At 48.6% G+C, this 17241-nt stretch carries 13 protein-coding genes and 3 pseudogenes; 5 read left to right on the top strand and 11 right to left on the bottom strand.

Annotated features, from left to right (window positions below; translation table 11 throughout):
• Nucleotides 1–163: 163 nt before the first annotated feature.
• On the bottom strand, nucleotides 164–2209 hold the full coding sequence (locus AC5JR3_RS10345) for a mechanosensitive ion channel domain-containing protein (protein WP_495845575.1): 2046 nt from the start codon (nucleotides 2207–2209) through the stop codon (nucleotides 164–166).
• 168 nt (nucleotides 2210–2377) lie between these two features.
• Entirely contained in the window at nucleotides 2378–2953 is a 576-nt protein-coding gene (locus AC5JR3_RS10340) for an FHA domain-containing protein (protein ID WP_495845573.1), read from the bottom strand.
• A gap of 415 nt (nucleotides 2954–3368) precedes the next feature.
• Between AC5JR3_RS10340 and AC5JR3_RS10335 the strand changes: the two genes are divergently transcribed.
• The gene (locus AC5JR3_RS10335) at nucleotides 3369–5369 is read left to right on the top strand and encodes a protein kinase domain-containing protein (RefSeq protein WP_495845571.1); all 2001 of its coding nucleotides are present in this window, start codon (nucleotides 3369–3371) and stop codon (nucleotides 5367–5369) included.
• Nucleotides 5370–5666: 297 nt separating this feature from the next.
• On the opposite strand, the gene era is transcribed toward AC5JR3_RS10335, so the two are convergent.
• Together era and AC5JR3_RS10325 are read right to left on the bottom strand one after the other, a co-directional pair.
• Nucleotides 5667–6641, bottom strand: a complete 975-nt coding sequence (gene era, locus AC5JR3_RS10330; protein WP_495845569.1) for a GTPase Era — start codon at nucleotides 6639–6641, stop codon at nucleotides 5667–5669.
• A 151-nt stretch (nucleotides 6642–6792) separates the two neighbouring features.
• Nucleotides 6793–7674, bottom strand: coding sequence for a sugar kinase (locus AC5JR3_RS10325; RefSeq protein ID WP_495845567.1), 882 nt, complete (start codon nucleotides 7672–7674; stop codon nucleotides 6793–6795).
• Between the two features lie 162 nt (nucleotides 7675–7836).
• On the opposite strand from AC5JR3_RS10325, the gene rsmI reads away from it, so the two are divergent.
• Nucleotides 7837–8718 carry a 16S rRNA (cytidine(1402)-2'-O)-methyltransferase gene (gene rsmI, locus AC5JR3_RS10320; protein WP_495845565.1) on the top strand — a complete coding sequence of 294 codons (882 nt, stop codon included), beginning with the start codon at nucleotides 7837–7839 and terminating at the stop codon, nucleotides 8716–8718.
• A gap of 137 nt (nucleotides 8719–8855) precedes the next feature.
• Here rsmI and AC5JR3_RS10315 read toward each other — a convergent pair whose 3' ends face one another.
• Complete coding sequence (locus AC5JR3_RS10315; RefSeq protein ID WP_495845563.1) at nucleotides 8856–9935, bottom strand: hypothetical protein; 1080 nt, start codon at nucleotides 9933–9935, stop codon at nucleotides 8856–8858.
• Nucleotides 9936–10302: 367 nt separating this feature from the next.
• Here AC5JR3_RS10315 and AC5JR3_RS10310 point away from each other — a divergent pair, with 367 nt between their 5' ends.
• Nucleotides 10303–10758, top strand: coding sequence for a hypothetical protein (locus AC5JR3_RS10310; RefSeq protein ID WP_495845561.1), 456 nt, complete (start codon nucleotides 10303–10305; stop codon nucleotides 10756–10758).
• A gap of 45 nt (nucleotides 10759–10803) precedes the next feature.
• Here AC5JR3_RS10310 and AC5JR3_RS10305 read toward each other — a convergent pair.
• Both AC5JR3_RS10305 and AC5JR3_RS10300 read right to left on the bottom strand, forming a co-directional pair.
• A pseudogene (locus AC5JR3_RS10305) lies at nucleotides 10804–10962 on the bottom strand (nucleoside hydrolase); the annotation flags it as partial.
• Nucleotides 10963–10968: 6 nt separating this feature from the next.
• A pseudogene (locus AC5JR3_RS10300) lies at nucleotides 10969–12199 on the bottom strand (RNA-guided endonuclease InsQ/TnpB family protein).
• Nucleotides 12200–12237: 38 nt separating this feature from the next.
• Between AC5JR3_RS10300 and AC5JR3_RS10295 the strand changes: the two are divergent.
• Nucleotides 12238–12396, top strand: coding sequence for a plasmid mobilization protein (locus AC5JR3_RS10295; RefSeq protein ID WP_495845558.1), 159 nt, complete (start codon nucleotides 12238–12240; stop codon nucleotides 12394–12396).
• Between the two features lie 102 nt (nucleotides 12397–12498).
• Here the strand turns inward: AC5JR3_RS10295 and AC5JR3_RS10290 are convergent.
• A pseudogene (locus tag AC5JR3_RS10290) lies at nucleotides 12499–13197 on the bottom strand (nucleoside hydrolase); the annotation flags it as partial.
• 61 nt (nucleotides 13198–13258) lie between these two features.
• On the opposite strand from AC5JR3_RS10290, the gene AC5JR3_RS10285 reads away from it, so the two are divergent.
• A complete protein-coding gene (locus AC5JR3_RS10285) occupies nucleotides 13259–13690 on the top strand; it encodes a nucleoside deaminase (RefSeq protein ID WP_495845556.1) in 432 nt (143 codons plus the stop codon).
• A gap of 12 nt (nucleotides 13691–13702) precedes the next feature.
• Here the strand turns inward: AC5JR3_RS10285 and AC5JR3_RS10280 are convergent, their stop codons facing one another.
• The 3 genes from AC5JR3_RS10280 to AC5JR3_RS10270 all read right to left on the bottom strand — a co-directional run bounded on the left by AC5JR3_RS10280 (nucleotide 13703) and on the right by AC5JR3_RS10270 (nucleotide 17241).
• Complete coding sequence (locus AC5JR3_RS10280) at nucleotides 13703–15079, bottom strand: cytochrome P450 (RefSeq protein WP_495845554.1); 1377 nt, start codon at nucleotides 15077–15079, stop codon at nucleotides 13703–13705.
• A gap of 48 nt (nucleotides 15080–15127) precedes the next feature.
• Nucleotides 15128–16060, bottom strand: a complete 933-nt coding sequence (gene rbsK / locus AC5JR3_RS10275; RefSeq protein WP_495845552.1) for a ribokinase — start codon at nucleotides 16058–16060, stop codon at nucleotides 15128–15130.
• A 71-nt stretch (nucleotides 16061–16131) separates the two neighbouring features.
• Entirely contained in the window at nucleotides 16132–17241 is a 1110-nt protein-coding gene (locus AC5JR3_RS10270) for a hybrid sensor histidine kinase/response regulator (protein ID WP_495845550.1), read from the bottom strand.

Here is a 17241-nt window from a genome sequence, read left to right as displayed (position 1 = left end):
TCTAGCGAGATAGAATTATCGAGGAATTGGAGCTAGAAGCTCCCTCTTCTAGGGGATTCTGAGCAGTAACCGTTACAGAACCAGTACCGACGGATGTGATTTGGAACGTTCTTCAGCAAATGCAGCCTTAGTGATTGGAAGGTGAGAGCTAATTATTTTGCGCTCAATGAGCCGAATTTAACAGCACTTGCTCATCCCCAGCGCAGCGGTAAAAGCTGTAATCATCGCGGAAGGGATAGTCCCCCCAAACGTGATGAATAATGCCTCGCTCGATTAACAACTGCCCTAACTGAATTGCTTGTTGGCGCGTACAGTTTTGTTGTTGTACCAGCCATTCTACGGCTTCTGCACCGATAAAGCAGGCGGGATAGAGGTTGAAGCGATAGCGGCGGTCTTTGATTTCCAGTTCTCCCGATTCTCGCATGGCTGTGGCTAGGGCATTGAGATCAACAGCGACCAATTTCTCGTCGGTAAGAACAGCAGCTACGGCTTGTTCGGGTAGCGGTTCTAAGGAAGAATCGGGGAAGCGATCGCTGCGGTTGTTTCCATTGGTACTAGGCGTATCGGTTGCCATCGGTGCTTGGTGCTCAAACCAGGTATGGAAGAACTTTTCTAGTTCTGGCGATCGCACATGCAGATCCCGTTGGGGGAACGGCACTTCTATACCAGATTGCCTGAGGCTTGCCTCAATGCGGTAGTAGAGGTCACTTCTGACCCGAAACTGCTTTTTGGGTTCCCCAGTCCAAACCATCAGCTCGAAGTTCAGCGAATTGTCCCCAAACCCCTGAAACCAAACTTGGGGTTGAGGTTTGACCAGCACATCGGGGTGAGTTCTTGCTGCCTCTAGCAGCGCCGCCTGTACCTGCTCTACCGATGAGCTATACGCCACCCCCACGGGAATCTTGAGGCGGGATACAGGGTCGCCATGACTCCAGTTAATCACCTCAGTTTCCAAAAAGCGGGAGTTGGGCACAATAATTGTCACCTGATCGAGGGTGCGAATTTCTGTACTCCGCGCCCCAATACGCTCAACTGTCCCCACCAATTCACTTACTTTGACAAAATCTCCCACTTGAATGGGTCGCTCTAGGGTGATGATCAAGCCACTGATGAAGTTGTTGGTGATGTTCTGGACGCCAAAACCAATCCCCACACCGAGGACACTAGCGAGAATTGCCAGAGAACCGACATCTAGCCCCCAGATTTGCAGCAATACAATCAGCCCTAGGAAGGTGAGGATGTATTGCGCCAAAATGGCAATAACTTCCTGCATCCCCGGATCGGCACCTGTTCTCACCAGAACATAGAATCGGAAAACTTTGGTGAGGGCGCTAACTGCAAACCATAACCCGATGGTAAAGGCGAAGAGCAGCAGTAGTTGCAGGGCAGAATAATTGGTTGTTCCTAGTCCAATGATCGGGGAATTGATGAAGTTAAATAGCTGGTAGCGCCAGTGGCGGGCGACGGGAAAAAGATCGCTAATGTAGAAGGCAACGGCGATCCATAATCCGGTCTGCAAACCGATGAGGGCGAGTTGCAGGAATAACTTGAGCGGTGATTCTCTCAAGTGTAGGGGAGAGGGGATCGCGCCGAACCAGCGTAGGATTTGGTGGGAGAGCAGCTTACCGAGGACGTGCAGACAAAGATGGATGGCGATCGCTCCTAGTAGCACCCCCATACTGAAAATTAGCGCCTGACGCTCATAACTGGAAGTGCGTTCGAGTCGGCTTTGTTGTAAGGAATTTACAATGGAGCGCCGCCAGATAACTCCTTGACTGAAGGGACTAATGCCAGGAATGACATCTTCCTTCGTTACCGTAACGAGATTGCGATCGGTAGGTATACCATCGGGGTTATTGGCGGTGCGACTGCGAATAGTCGTTAGCTGGTTGTCCTGAACTACATCAATTTCAACAGGAGCGAGCGATCGCGCTTCTTGGGCTAAGGCTGTATTGATAATTGCCGCTCGTTCAGCCGCCGTGAAGTTGCCAGAGTTTCTGACCTTAAACAACACTCGACCATCGACGACAACAGGAGCCTCGGCGGTACGCTCAGGAATAGGAGCCTGCGCCGTGCTAGAAACGGGGGTTAAGACAAGTAGTAGGGTTAAGATGCCCAGCAAAATTGTTGCCAAGTGCCGTGGCGATCGCCTCCTCCGACCAAATTGAATGAACCCGTCGCGAGTCGTGGTGTGCTGGGAGAAGGGCATGAGGGGAATGGGGAGCAGGGGAGCAACAGAGGAATGGGGGCAGAGGGGAGAATCTTACTAGCCCACTTTTTTAAACGGGGTTGGGGGAGCAGATTTTTTATAAATTAACTTTTAGGCATCGATATATCTACTCAGTTTTAGCACCCGATAAATTCTCTTTCTACTTCGTCAACTAATCGGGGAGCGTTGCAAAGGTACGCTACTGACAGGGGTGGGAGCTTCGGGAACGCGGGGACGCGATCGCTCGAGCAGGTTGCTGACTAAAAACCAAGCCCCAATACCCATCAGCACCAACACCAGCCCACCTACTAACCAAATAACTAAAGCGTTACTGGGTAGGCTACTACCTTTTTGAAAATGGGTATGCTCCCGGTTGATTTCCGTGGAATCGAGGTCGTTGTCCCGCACTAAGCTCGCGATAATTTTGTAAGAACCAATGCGGAGGGTGTCTTTGCTAGAAAAAGGGTGATTACCGGGGCGAAGGGGTTGCCCATTGAGAAAGGTGCCGTTGGCGCTGCGATCGGTGACGTAGAGCTGATGATTCACCACCGTAATTAAGCAGTGAAATCGGGAGACTTGCTTGTTGGCTAACTCCAGGCGAGAGACAGCTTGTTCGCCTAAGTTTTCTGGCATTTGGTCTAGCTCTCGACCCATAGCGATCGGTGGTGCCAAAATGGGCTGCTGGGATTCACCAGTCTCGGTGTCTTCCCAGATCAATTGAACGTAAAGAGGTTCAGCAGACATAACACGCCTTTGAAATTCAAAAATCGGGAGTTCGGAACTGGAGAGAGATTGCCGCTTCTAAGCTGTGTCGGTCTTAGGTCAGTTTTGTTCTCTAACATAACCTGGTAGCGGCAACAATAACGGTGGATTTTACGTCATTAGTGTACTTGAGGCTTGCCGTGTCTGGTCAAACCTATTGGGTTGTATATGGTGTTATAACCCAGTCAGGATCATAAAAGAATTTAGCAGATGGCGCTTGGCTTTCCGGTTGTCCGGAAAATGGTTGGGGATACTATCTCACCGATCATTTAGCCTTAGCTTCACTGGGTCTTCAGGAAATTTTGAGATATTTACTCAAAGTCGATCCAAATAATCGCTTCTGAAGTGGGTATTTATAAATAAAGAACAGCAATCGCTCACAAGTAAAGGGCACGGTATGGCACTCAACCTTTTAAATCTATTTCAACCAGCTAATTCTGAGAAGCCTCTAGGCGGACGCTACATAGTCATTAGTGAGCTGGGAGCGGGGGGATTTGGTCAAACCTTTCTGGCAGAGGATTTGCACTTGCCAGGACAGCCCCGTTGCGTGGTGAAACAATTCAAGCCTCAGGTGAGCGATGCTGAAAGTTTACAAACGGCAAGCCGACTGTTTGAGACAGAAGCGAGAGTGCTTTATCAATTGGGTATTCACGACCAGATTCCTCGCTTACTTGCCCACTTTGAGGATAATCAGGAGTTTTACCTGGCTCAGGAGTTGGTTGAAGGGGAACCTCTGACGCAAGAGCTGATTTTAGGGCAACCTTGGTCAGAAGCTAAGGTGGTGGCGCTATTACAAGATATTTTGTATGTACTAGCGTTTGTGCATCAGCAGAATGTGATCCACCGCGATATTAAGCCTTCTAATCTGATGCGCCGCCGCGAAGATTATAAAATTGTGCTGATTGACTTTGGTGCGGTGAAGCAAGTTAGCTCCCAGCTTGTTAATACTAAAACTGGACAAACGAATTTAACTATTTCTATTGGTACGCAGGGCTATATGCCTAGCGAACAACTTAGTGGAAATCCCCGCTTTAGCAGCGATCTCTATGCAGTGGGGATGATTGGAATTCAAGCCTTAACAGGAGTTCATCCCAAAAACCTCAGCCAAGATCCACAAACGGGCGAAGTGAGTTGGCGCGATCGCACTCGGCAGGTTAGCCCAGAACTGGCGGCAATCCTTGATTGTATGGTGCGTTACGACTTCCGCGCCCGTTACCGGAGTGCTGTAGAGGCAATGGATGCCTTAAGCCATCTTCCTGCCAATCTTGCCGAATCTTTACCCCCACAACCGTTAGTCTCAGAACCGACAGAAGTTGTAAGGCCTCAGGAATTTCCTTCACCTACCCTGACTGGATTAACGGCACCAGGAATGAGGCAACCGCAACCGAGCACCCGCCCGCAATCTAGGAGAATAGTAGTTCCAACTACCGTTAACCAAACGCGATCGCTCAAGCCTGGGACTGCACTAGCCGTTTTGTTGGCTGTGGGAGCCAGCTTTTTTGCCACAAAAACGCTCCTCTCTTCCCAATTTGCTAACTCCCAGTCTCCTATCCCTAGGGTGTTGGCAAAAAAAACAACGGCAGAGGTAGAGGCGGAGCCGAACGCGGTCTCTATTGAGGAGTCTACCCAGACTTCTGAGGGTGAGACAGCCGCCCCTAAGGAAACGGCTAATGAACCTGAAGAATCTACCCCATCTGTTCCTACTAGTGCTACGGGTAGACCTGAAGTCGAAGCCTCACCAGAAATTAAACAATCGGCAGCAGTCGTTACTCCGCCCAGACCAGTACAAGCGGCTGCCCCTGTCGCTCCTGCCGCTCCTGCTCCTTCAGAGCCGAAGGTGGCAGACGTGCTCGCTCAGGCAGAACGCCTGCGACAAGGCGGACAGTACCAAAAAGCGATCCAATTTTATGACCAAGCCCTGAGCCGCAAGTCAGATATTTCTGAAGCTCACTGGGGACGCTGCTATAGTCTGAACTCTTTGCAGCAAATCAATGAGGCGATCGCGGCTTGTAATGAAGCCTTGGCAATCAACCCCAACTATCCAGAAGCCCTAACTAGCAAAGGCTATGCATTAGAACAGCAACAGCGCCATTTAGAAGCCTTAAAACTCTACGAGCAAGCCACCGAGGTCAGACCCAATTTTGCCGATGCTTGGAATAATCGGGGATCGGCTCTTCTGGTCTTAGGTCGTAGCTCAGAAGCAGTTGACGCCTTTGATAAAGCAACGTCCCTCAAGCCCGATTTTGCTGATGCTTGGGCAAATCGAGGGGCGGCTCTTTGGGACTTAGGACAATTGGACTTGGCGATCGCGTCTATGGACAAAGCCCTCCAAATCCAACCCAACAACTCCAGCGCCGTTCACCTCCGTCAGTTAGCACGGCAAAAGTTAGGACGATAGTTAGTTAGTCCTGAGTGCTGAGTCCTGAGTGCTGTAGGGAAGAAAGGATGAAGGGTGAAGTATGAAGGGTGAAGTATGAAGTATGAAGGGTGAAGTATGAAGGGTGAAGTATGAAGGGTGAAGTATGAAGGGTGAAGTATGAAATTATTAGGGGATTGAAGTAATGGCTAATCGTCATCAATTTTTCTCTCCTCATCTCCCTCGTTCCCATACTCAGGACTTACCGGATCAGGATTCTTTTCATACTTCATATTTCACCCTAGCCTCCGGCAACGGCTTCGCCGAACATACTTTTTTTTACTCTTCGACCCTATAACCCAACTCAGCTAATTGCAAGCGAGATTGACGCCATTTGGGTTGCACTTTTACAAATAACTCTAGATAAATCTGACCCGCAATTAATTTCTGGATTTGTTGGCGGGCATCACTGCCGATCGTCTTGAGCATGCTGCCTTTTTTGCCAATAATGATGCCTTTTTGCGAATCACGTTCAATGTGAATCGTTGCTAGCACCCGCGTAATCGTTGGTTCTTCCTCGACGACATCAATGGTAATTGCCACGGAGTGGGGAATTTCCTCGCGGGTATGGAGTAAGATTTGCTCTCGAATCAGTTCGCCCATGATGAAGCGTTCTGGCTGATCCGTCACTAAGTCAGGGGGATAGTAGTAAGGGCCAGGTTCTAGTTGCTCAATTAACAAGTGCAGTAAGGTATCTAGTCCCTCGCCTGTAAGGGCAGAGAATTTTGCCATCTGCCAGTTGTAGGTTTTAGCAAATTCAGCGTAACTATCATCGAGTTGCTGCGAATCCGCTGGCTGTTGGTCGGATTTGTTAATTCCTAAAATCACTGGGGTTTCGGTGTTTTCCAGGAGTTCGGCAATAAAGCGATCGCCTCTTCCGGCTGCTACCGCTCCATCCACCACAAACAGCACCACATCCACTGAGTGAATCGCAATCTGGGCATTTTTCACCAGCACTTTCCCCAATTGGTGATGGGGTTTGTGGATTCCTGGCGTATCGACGCAAATCAGCTGGGCTTCTGGTGTGGTCAAAATCCCTCGTAAGCGATTGCGGGTTGTTTGCGCTACGGGTGAAGTAATGGCAATCTTTTGCCCTACCAGTTGATTCATCAACGTAGACTTCCCCACATTCGGGCGTCCCACAATGCCCACAAATCCAGATTTAAATCCCTCTGGGGCTTGAGGAATACTCAGCTCAAAGATGTCTCCTCGATCGCTGTCTAGGGCGAAGTTTACTGGGTTGCCGTCTTCCATGCTCTATCAGGGGGTGCAAATTTTCTACTTTCTTCAATTTATACGAAGGAGGAAGGATGAAATTGATGATCTAGATTGGTGAGCCGCCATGATTCCAGACTGGCGTAGCCGAAAGGGAGCGCCAACGATCAACAGATCCCAACATTACCGCTCAAATCTCAGGACTCTCTTCTCCTTCCACCTCCATCCAACGTCGTGTGCCGAAAAATTGACAGGAATGGGAGGCAATTTTTGCGGCGGAGGCTAAAGCGTGGGGAAAGCTTTGCCAAAGGATGTAGTGGCAGAAAGCACCGTGAAAGATATCGCCTGCGGCTACTGTATCGACGGCGTTGATTTGCGGTACGACAAGTTGAGCAGTTTCCCCGGTGTTGACGTACTGAATCGGTTTTTCGCCGTTAGTAATGGCAATGTGAGGAATACCAATGGCTTGCAGGTAGGTGATCGCTTCCTCTGCATTTCCACAACCAGGGGGATAGAAGTTAGCAGAACAAAGAGCATAATCCACAAATGGCAGTACGGTTTCAAACCCAGGCTTCCAACTGCCGCCATCAATGACGACGGGGATATTGCGGGCTTTGGCAAGGGAGGCGATCGCTCGTCCGGCTACCATTTGATGACCGTCAATTAAAACCACATCAATATTGGAGATAAGATCGGCAGTCAAACGATCGCTAGAGAAATCAGTTTTGGGGGCTGGGAGAGAAACGACGGCGCGATCGCCTGTGGCTTGGGTAATGATGATGGAAGCTAGGGGAGGAGGTTGGGATTGGGTGGAATTTAAGTCAGCGATCGCTACGTTATAAGTTTCCAAATCCGCTTTAATTAGATGACTGAGGGGATGATTGCCCAAAACTCCCACAATTGTGGATTGATTTTTCAGATAACTAAAGGTGACGGCGGCATTTGTGGCTGGCCCTCCCGCCGCCATCGCGTAGTCAGATGCGGCAATTTTTTGGTTACTACTCGGAGGCCCATCGGTAAGATAAATCAAGTCCCAAGTAACCATCCCGACAAACAGCCCTCGTTTAGCCATCTTTTCTCTTCCAGCTCAAATACATCCACACTCTCCCATGGTGGAGCTAAAAAACTAGCGTTGTAGAGACTTGCATACCACTTCTCTACTCAAGCTTTAGCCTGATGACCGCTATGATTAAGGGTGATTAACGGCAAATCTTGTTGGTGTGGTGGCAGTTTAGTGACTACAGGTATTCTTTATCTTGTCGGAACACCGATTGGCAACCTGGAAGATATGACCTTCCGGGCGGTACGAACTTTGCAGTCTGTGGATGCGATCGCGGCTGAAGATACTCGCCACACGGGAAAACTCTTACAGCACTTTCAAATTACAACGCCGCAACTGAGTTACCACGAACACAATCACGCCCAGCGATTGCCGGAGTTGCTGGGACGGTTGAGCCAGGGGGAAGCGATCGCCTTAGTGACGGATGCGGGAATGCCAGGAATTTCCGATCCCGGTTATGAATTGGTCAAGGCTTGCGTTGAAGCCGAAATTACAGTTGTGCCGATTCCTGGCGTGACGGCTGTAATCACAGCGTTGACGGCTTCCGGCTTACCCACGGCTCAGTTTCTCTTTGAAGGTTTTCTGCCAGCAAAACCAAAAGAACGCTCTTTGCACCTAGAATTGCTCTCTACGGAAATGAGAACGTTAATTTTTTACGAGTCTCCCCATCGGTTGCGGCAGACGTTGCAAGACATTGCCCAGATGCTGGGAGCAACTCGTCAGATTGTCTTGGCGCGGGAACTGACGAAGCTGCACGAAGAGTTTTGGCGCGGGAGTGTTGAGGAGGCGATCGCTTATTACACCCAACACGATCCCAAAGGAGAATTCACATTGGTGTTAGCAGGGGCAGAACAAACTACGCCTGTCCTTTCAGAATCTGCCCTGATCGCGGAATTGAAGCAGCTATTGAGATCCGGCATATCGCGATCGCAAGCCAGCCGTCAGCTAGCCAAAGCCACTTCTCTTCCCCGCCGCCAAATTTACCAACTCGCGTTAGAAATTCCAGAATCTCCCAATTCCGAGCTGGATACTTCATCAGTAGCAGAAAAAAGTTAACTGAAATTTCCACTCAAAAGCGAGTTTACCTGCCTTTCATCTGAGTTCAAAGCAGTGAATTCCCGAACATCCTTTCCGACGCAGAGTATGGGTAATCCTCTCAAGCAAATCTCATCCCTTCGCCACCGGAAACAACATTATCTGCCTTGAAACACCTCATCAGAAAACATCTCAGTCATCGTCCGCAGATAGGGCATGAACGTTGCCATATCTTCAGGAGTCAAGGTGTTGAACATCTCCCAGCCCACAATCTTAAGCATGTCTTGCACTAACTTCCAGCTCACCCCCAAGCGAGGATATAGCATTACGCAGAGCGGGAAGAGTTCTCGCTGTACTGAGCGGATGTCATCTTCCAAGACACACAAGCATAAATACACCTGAAACATCTCTGCATCACGAATACTCGCCGTTTTGACCACCGACTCAGTGAGAGAACCGCTGTAGGTACGATGCGCGGGGTGCAGGCGGCAGATTTGATCGCACACTAGGTGAGCAATCTTGGTGCTGACTGGCAGTAGATGCTGTACAGCTTTAATGGCAGGAGAGTTGTATTCATGATTTCCGGCGGCGTCGTAGGCAGCCCGAAGCGGCATGTACATATGGTCGTCCATCACCTTTAAGTAGGGCTTCCATAATGCTTGTTCTACTGGCGATAGCCACTCTAATAAAAGCTGCCCTGTATAGTGAAACTGCATACTGACAAAGCCAATAGCACGGGGGTCTTCAGAGGTATATTTCTGTCGAACTTTCCCAAAGTCCTGCCCTAAGACAACAGACAACCGTCTAGGAGTTGCCCGCTCACCGTAGGCAGCCAGTGCTTTTTCAAACAGATGGCGAGTATCGGCGGCAATCTGCAATGGATTGAGCAACTCGGGGTTGATGCCGTGGCGTTGAACTTCTTTTGACAGCAGCGTTTCTGTTAAAGACCAGGCGCGGGCACTACCCAAACTTAGGTTGCTCAAAAGCTTTTCAGCCGTATAGTCGCGACCTTCTTTCGAGGTGACTTCCCTTAAGCTCTCACTCTTACGTAGCTGCTCTGCGTCGTAATCCTTGGTAACAGCACTGAAGTATTTCCTCGCCCAGAGTGCCGCGAGGGAATGAACATTTGACTTAGAAGAGTTACTGCTAGATTCCCGTGAAGAATTTGTCACAAGTTGAGGCTTGGGAATCGTAGCGTTAGGAGTATGAGATTGAGATGATGCGAGATAAGAAGTCATACCAAATCCAAATGTAAAATAATGGAAAATTAAAATTCAGGCGTCCCCAAGCCACCAAAAGTGAGAAGCCGGAAGCCAAGAATAACATAGTCAATCAATAGCAAAGCTAGCCAAAGCGACCGCTCCAACCCTTGGGCTAGTCTCACTTTAGACAGAAGCGCTCTGCTCCTTAATAAACTTAGATTATTCCGTAGTTTCACTGGTTTCTGATAATAAAACAGACATTTATTTACGAAGGTTAATTTAAATTAATACTTTCTCATTATTTTACGTAGCACGGGAACGAGGCTTGGGTTAGAACTAGATTTGTGTAGGCAAAGAAGCGCTCACAAAGGATTTCAGGGGAAATAGGGAGACGATCGCCCCAGTGCCGCGATTATCTAGCCTACAAATCGATAAACCTCAGGTCAACCAAAAAGCGATCGCTCCAAAGGGGTGCCAGCTTAAGTCCTTACAGCTAGAGACAACAGCAAAAATCATGAACACGTTTTTGTTCAAACTCATTGGATTGATTCTCCTTCTCGTTGGCGTTTACTTTCTAGGACAAAACATCATCTTCACCACTCAGTACTCCCCTTACTTTTGGCGAGACATTCCTGCTGCTGCCTCTGTTTTGGCACTTATAGGCGGCATGATTAGCCTGCTCCTGTTTCCCAGAGAAACGGGCAGCTTAGGATGGATTTTATTAATTATTGGTTGTGTGCTCGTATTTTTGAGCGGTGGCGTAGTTTTAAGACCCACCAGTTTGTGGACGTTCTTCGTTGCCTTTGCCGCATTGATTGGTGGATTTAAGTTATTAACCGAGGGGAGAGTTCGGTTTTAAATTCCTCAACTACTTACAACCCTTCAGAGCCGAAAATAGCCAACTTCACCGCGCCCATTGTTGTAAAAGATAGTCGTAATACTTAGACTTATTCACCTGCTCCATCGCCTGAATCTTTCTGCCACCACCTTCTATCTTTGTCCGTCCCTGACTCTCTCCCGTCGTCACAATTACAGTTTCCCATTCTCGCAATTGTTGACACTCCCCCGGCTAAAGCACGGGGGATTCTAAGTTCATCGTCAGAACTTGCTCTACCAGGTTTGCACCAAGTAGCGTAGAGATTCCAACTCCCTTAGCGTTACTTCGGGACTGTCCATCCCTAGATTTTGCTTTGAGCAAAATATTTATTGCCGCGTTCCAATCCCTTTGCAGAATCAATCCACACGAGCAAACGTGAGATAAGAGTACTGAGGGATTTTTTGACTATCGCCTTACACTGGCTGCATTCTTGTGAGGTGTACTGAGGTGGAACAGCAACAGCTAATCTGCCAAACTTAGTAGCAAAATACTCTATCCACTGCCTGAACTGATACCAGCTAACATCAGCAATTGACTTAGCTAAACAGTGGTTTTTGAGTAAATTGCTAACCCTTAAGTCTTCATAGGCTACTAGGTCGTTAAACCTGCAAACGTGACGCGCTAGCTTCTTAGCGTGTTCGGTACGTTGCCTACTTACTCTTAAGTGTTTTCGGGAATATTTAGCTCTTGCCTTACGGCGTCCAGTTGAACCTTTGACCTTTTTGTAAATGGCTTTTTGACTGTGTTTGATAGCCACCTCAGCTTTCCGCAAAAACTTAGGATTTGGCTCTTGATGTCCGTTTGAATCGGTGTAGAACGACTCTAGGCCAACATCTAAGCCAATCTCCTGACCTGTAGGCGGCTGAATATCAATACACTCGACATCAACAGCAAACTGGCAGTAATACCCATCGGCACGTCGCACTAAACGTACTCTCTTGATGGACTTTACAGGATATTGATGAATATCCCACTTACCTAGAAGCTTAAGTTCACCAATTCTTTTTTTATCGGTGATGTTGATACGTCTTTTGGTTTTGTGAAGCGACCACGCTTCGAGAGGCCTCAGCGACCATCCAGAGGTTTTGTACTCTACTGAACGGTTGTCTTTCTGGAAGCGAGGGAACCCCTTTTTACCAGACTTCTTAGACTTGCAATTATCGTAAAACCGAGAGATTGCCAGCCACCCACGTTCAGCAGCAGCCTGTACTGCCATCGAGTTAAGGTCTTTGACAAAGGAGAATTCATGGCGGAGTTCTGTTGAATACTTATTCAAAGCAAACCGATTGATTTTGGTATCTTTGGGTGCATCCATCCAATAGCGAATCGTTTTATTTCGGATGAACTGCACTGTCCTGATAGCTTCATCAATAGCCTTGTATTGCTGCGGTTTGGCTTTGATTTTGTACTCTAAGACTCGCATTGATTCGACCTCTCAACGTGCTTTTTTGATTATAGTATATGTGTAGCCAAATGTGTGTACAAATGAAGACAGAGAGATTAGATATTAGGCTGACCAAATATGAGATGCGACAACTACAGGAAGAGGCGGTTAGACGAGGGATGAGTAAGTCTGAATTGATTAGGAGCTTGATAGCTTGTTTCCCCACTCCTTTGTAGTTTAGTCATCTCCGTACCGTTCGGCTGAGCGCTCACGTCGAAGCCTCCGATGACCCGCCTTATATCCCCCGGCTAAAGCACGGGGGTTTTACGGCGTTTCCGATAACATTGTCCAGCAAAATCAGAAAGGGGATACTGACGTTGTTTACCTAACCTATAGACAAACTCTGAAGTTACAGGCACCGTATTGGTAATATCCAACGGACACATCACAATCGGAATTGCGGTTTGCCAGACGCGATGGGCAGCGATAGAGTCCCAGTAAACATTCCATTCTGCCGAACCATCCTGTCCCGCCTCTAAGCTTTTTTCAACATTGCCAGGAACATTAAGCGCTCCTCCCATCCAGACAATTTGCTGAATTTTGGCTTCAATTTCTGGTGCTATATCTAGCGCCGTAGCAACGGTTGTCAATGGCCCCGTTACCAGCAGCGTTACGGGTTCCGGCGCGTCTTGCAGCACCTTCACCATAAATTCTTGCCCTGATTTTTTCACCAATGGCGTCTCTATTGTCTCTTGCTCGTTGAGGATGGGGAGATGGTCAACGATAAATGAATCGCGGCGATAGAGTCGGGGAAAGGGATTAATTCCGCGCACCGTACTTTCTGCCACTGGAATATCAGAACGTCCCAGCAAATCCAAAATCTTGCGCGTCGCAGCAACGGCGGGTTGAATATAGCAATCGGCGGGAGTGACGATAACGCCAAGAGGTTGGACGCCATCCATCGTCATCAGCAGTAAAGTGGCGAGGTAGTCATCCACACCGCCATCGTGATCCATTAGCACCAGTTGTTTGGGCATAGATATCTAGTGGAGTTGGGGTAAAAATTAGGAAGACCGTCTACCGGAGAATAAACGCGCCATGAACGAATTTATGCAAGCAGCTATTGAGGAAGCCAAAGCGGGACTCAGTGAGGGAGGAATTCCTATTGGTTCGGTGCTGGTGAAGGAGGGAAAAGTGGTTGGTAGAGGGCACAATCAGCGCGTCCAAAACAACGACCCCGTTACCCATGCTGAAATTGACTGTCTGCGAAATGCGGGGAGAATTGGTAACTACACAGGAACAACCCTGTATTCAACTTTAATGCCTTGCTACCTCTGCTCTGGTGCGGTGGTGCAATTTGGGATTAAAAAAGTGATTGCTGGGGAATCAGCCACGTTTCCTGGTGCTAGGGAGTTTATGGAGTCTCATGGCGTTGAGGTAATTGATCTGGATTTGGAGGAGTGCAAACAGTTGATGAGTGACTTTATCCACAGCAATCCGGACTTGTGGAATGAAGACATTGGCAACTAAAGGGCGCTGAGTTTATTTAGGCAATGTGTTGGCATTTTGAGCCTCGGCTGTTTTCACCCGCTCTATGACAACCATCTGCATCTTGCTAGGAGGAGCCACGGTTAAGCCACGGCGTACAGGCTTGGCGGGACGCTGATCAACCAGAGCTAGGTGAAAGCGGGACAGAATCGTCGCCAGTACTAGTTTCATTTCCATCTGTGCTAGTGCCATGCCAATACAGAGGCGATCGCTTCCACCAAAGGGGAAATACTCGTAGGGTGAAAATTGCCGTTCTAGAAAGCGCTCTGGCTGGAAGCGCTTAGGTTCTGGGTAGATATCCTCCCGCTGATGCACTAAATAAATGCTAGGCAACAGTACCGTACCTGCTTTAAAGTCATGCCCCATTAGCTCTAGCGGTGATTTGAGAATTCTAGGGAAGGTTGTTATGGCAATGGGATAAATCCGCAGGGTTTCCTGGCAGACTGCCGTGAGGTAGGGAAGCCGGGAAATTTTGCCCTTGTCGGCGTCATCGCTGAGGGTTCCTAGCTCACAACGCAGCTTTTCCTCGACTTCGGGGAGGTGATGAGTCCAGTACAATGCCCAGGTGAGAGCGGATGCGGTGGTTTCATGCCCCGCAACTAGCAGTGTCATCAACTCGTCGTGTAACTCTTGGTCTGTCATGGGCTGACCCGCTTGATCGCGAGCTGACATCAGTAACGTGAGGATATCAGTGCCAGAGAAGTCACCTTGCTCTCGGCGATCGCGAATCTCATCATAGATTAGCTGCTGAATTTTCTGCTTTTGACGCAAAAAGCGCCCCCACGGGCTAAGTGACCCCCAATCCTTTTGGAGTGAAGGAAAAAATAGCAAGGCGGAACTCAAGGGAGAACCGATCGCCTCTAGCAGCGAACTGAGCAGTTGCCTGAGTTGCTCGTAACGATCTCCTTGATGCAGCCCGAACACGGCTTGGAGAATCACTCGTAGGGTGATTTCTTGCATCGATAAACGGATCGGGAAAGGCTTGCCAACTTCCCACTGTGCCGTCACCTGTGCGGTAATATCGCAGATTAGCTGGTTGTAGGTACGCAAGCGATCGCCATGAAAAGGTGGCATCAACAGCCGTCGCTGGCGCTGATGTTGAGGTCCATCCATCAATAGCAGGGATTTGTCCCCCAGCAAAAATCGTAGAATTCTATTTCCCTTACCAATTTCAAACCGCTCTGAATCGGCGGTAAAAAGCTCCTGGATTGCCTTGGGGTTGCTACAGTACACGACGGGAGAATTCTGGCTACCCACCGTGAAGAAATCCCCATAGCGTTGAGCATAGTCATCCATGTACTCTAAGGGACGAGCCACCAGCTTCAGCGTCCGGAGAAGTTGAGGAGTTTTCGGGCCGTTGGGCAGTTTCATAGAATTAATCGCCAGTGCTTTTCTTTTATTGTGACTTGGCGATCGCGGCTACTGCTTCCCGTCGTTTCTCACCAGAAACGCCTCAAGAGTTTCTCGCTCAGGTAGAGATGGTTGCGCCCCAGCTTTCGTTGCTGACAAGGCACCAGCCCCTGCCCCCCAGAGGACGGCTTCCCGCAAGGAACGCCCTTCTGCTAAGGCGGCTGCTAAAGCGCCATTGAAGGCATCCCCAGCTGCGACAGTATCAATGGCTTCTACGGCAAAGGCAGGAACAAAGAAGGTTTCGACCGTTGTGGCGCAAACAACACCTTTTGCCCCCAGTTTCACAATTACTGTACAGGCTCCTCGGCGCTGCAACTCAGCGGCTGCTCGTTGAGCGGTTTCTGGGCTATTCACAGCAAAGCCGACTAACTGACTGGCTTCGACTTCATTGGGCGTGAGGATATCTATTAAGGGATAAAGTGCCGCCGGGATGTCTTGGGCGGGTGCGGGGTCGAGGATCGCAGGTACCCCTGCTTGCTGTGCGGCTTGAGCTGCCGCCATCACTGCCGCGAGCGGAATTTCTAGTTGTAAGAGTAAGGCGGCGGCATTGGGTAATAAGGTACAAAGGCGGGCAACATCTGACTCATTCACCTGTCCATTTGCCCCAGCAACAATGATGATGTTGTTCTCGCCAGCATCATCTACGGCAATAACGGCAACACCAGAACTGACGGTATCTACTAGGAGTTGGTCGGTTTTGACTTCCGCCGCGTGCAGGCTAGTAAGCAGGGCGTTGCCAAAGTTATCGTTTCCCACCCGTCCCACCATTTGAGTTGGGATTCCTAGGCGTGCGACGGCGACGGCTTGATTGGCTCCTTTGCCACCTGCAGTGATCGAGAAGTCATGACCGTGTAAGGTTTCCCCTGCTACGGGTAGCCGAGGAGTTCGGACTACCAAATCCATGTTGATGCTGCCGAAGACGATAACTCTTGGTGATTTCACGAGCAAAAAAAGTTTGGCGATCGCCTCTAAATCAGTAGGTGAGAATCAATCAAACTCCATAAAGCAATGGTTTAAATGAAAACACAGTTAAATAAAGGTAACGTCACGGTAAACGTTGTACCCACACCCGGTTCGCTTTCGACGGTGATTTTCCCGTTGTGGAGATCTAAGCATTTTTTGACCATCGTTAGCCCTAGCCCATGTCCGGGAATATCACCAACGTTTGTAGCACGGTGGAAGGACTCAAACAGCCGCTTTTTATCCGCTGGAGGAATACCAATACCCTTGTCTTTAACCTTAAAGATCGTTTCTCCATTCTCACAATGCAGATCAAAGTAAATGTTAGCGACATGGGGAGAATATTTTAGGGCATTGACTAGCAAGTTACTCAGAATATGCCGGATTAGCTTTCTATCGAGGCAGACATCTGTGCAGTCCCCATGAATATTAAGAATAATTTGATGCTTATGTCCAGCGCTAAACTGCAACTCTTCGACCAAATTACGACAAAATTCCTCTAAATCGAATTTTTCAAGCTTACATTCTAATTTTCCACTTTCTGCCCTGGCAAAATTCAAAACTTCATTCAACAACTCATTTACAGAGTAAACAGAGGTTTGAATCAGATAGAGATATTCTCGGCGTCTAATTTCTGACAATTCATGGCTGTGGTTTTCTAGAAGTTCTGCCGCTGAAGAGATGGCTGTGAGGGGGTTGCGAAACTCATGGACAACCATAGACCAGAAGCGAGATTGGATTTCGCTGACTTGTTGGGCTTTTTCTAAGGCAATGCGAGTGGCGGCTTCTGCCAAATGCCGACGCAGCGCAATTTCAATCGTCGTTTGCAAATCTCGCTCATCGAAGGGTTTTAGGATGTAGCCGAATGGCTCAGTGATTTTGGCTCGCTGGAGGGTATTTTCGTCAGCATTTGCTGTCAAATAGACAATGGGGATATCAGAAATATATTTAATTTGTTCTGCGGCTTCAATACCATCCATGTCTCCTTGCAAGTAAATATCCATCAAGATTAAATCTATCTGGTCTTCTCTGGCTTTCTGAATTGCTGTTTCTGCGGAAGCAACAGAAGCAACAACGGTGTAACCTAATTCTTCTAGACTTCTTTCTATATCTTTAGCGACGATTCTTTCGTCTTCTACTATTAAAATCCGGGCGCTTTCCAT

The organism is Kastovskya adunca, from assembly GCF_059505785.1.
This window is presented reverse-complemented; position numbering and strand designations above follow the sequence as displayed.

Excerpts from the sequence above, each read along its gene's own strand:
- AC5JR3_RS10285 (WP_495845556.1), top strand. The coding sequence starts at position 13,259 with ATGAACGAATTTATGCAAGCAGCTATTGAGGAAGCCAAAGCGGGACTC.
- AC5JR3_RS10280 (WP_495845554.1), bottom strand. The coding sequence starts at position 15,079 with ATGAAACTGCCCAACGGCCCGAAAACTCCTCAACTTCTCCGGACGCTG.
- AC5JR3_RS10325 (WP_495845567.1), bottom strand. The coding sequence starts at position 7,674 with ATGGCTAAACGAGGGCTGTTTGTCGGGATGGTTACTTGGGACTTGATT.
- AC5JR3_RS10295 (WP_495845558.1), top strand. The coding sequence starts at position 12,238 with ATGTGTAGCCAAATGTGTGTACAAATGAAGACAGAGAGATTAGATATT.
- AC5JR3_RS10340 (WP_495845573.1), bottom strand. The coding sequence starts at position 2,953 with ATGTCTGCTGAACCTCTTTACGTTCAATTGATCTGGGAAGACACCGAG.
- AC5JR3_RS10315 (WP_495845563.1), bottom strand. The coding sequence starts at position 9,935 with ATGACTTCTTATCTCGCATCATCTCAATCTCATACTCCTAACGCTACG.
- AC5JR3_RS10335 (WP_495845571.1), top strand. The coding sequence starts at position 3,369 with ATGGCACTCAACCTTTTAAATCTATTTCAACCAGCTAATTCTGAGAAG.
- AC5JR3_RS10270 (WP_495845550.1), bottom strand. The coding sequence starts at position 17,241 with ATGGAAAGCGCCCGGATTTTAATAGTAGAAGACGAAAGAATCGTCGCT.
- era (WP_495845569.1), bottom strand. The coding sequence starts at position 6,641 with ATGGAAGACGGCAACCCAGTAAACTTCGCCCTAGACAGCGATCGAGGA.
- AC5JR3_RS10345 (WP_495845575.1), bottom strand. The coding sequence starts at position 2,209 with ATGCCCTTCTCCCAGCACACCACGACTCGCGACGGGTTCATTCAATTT.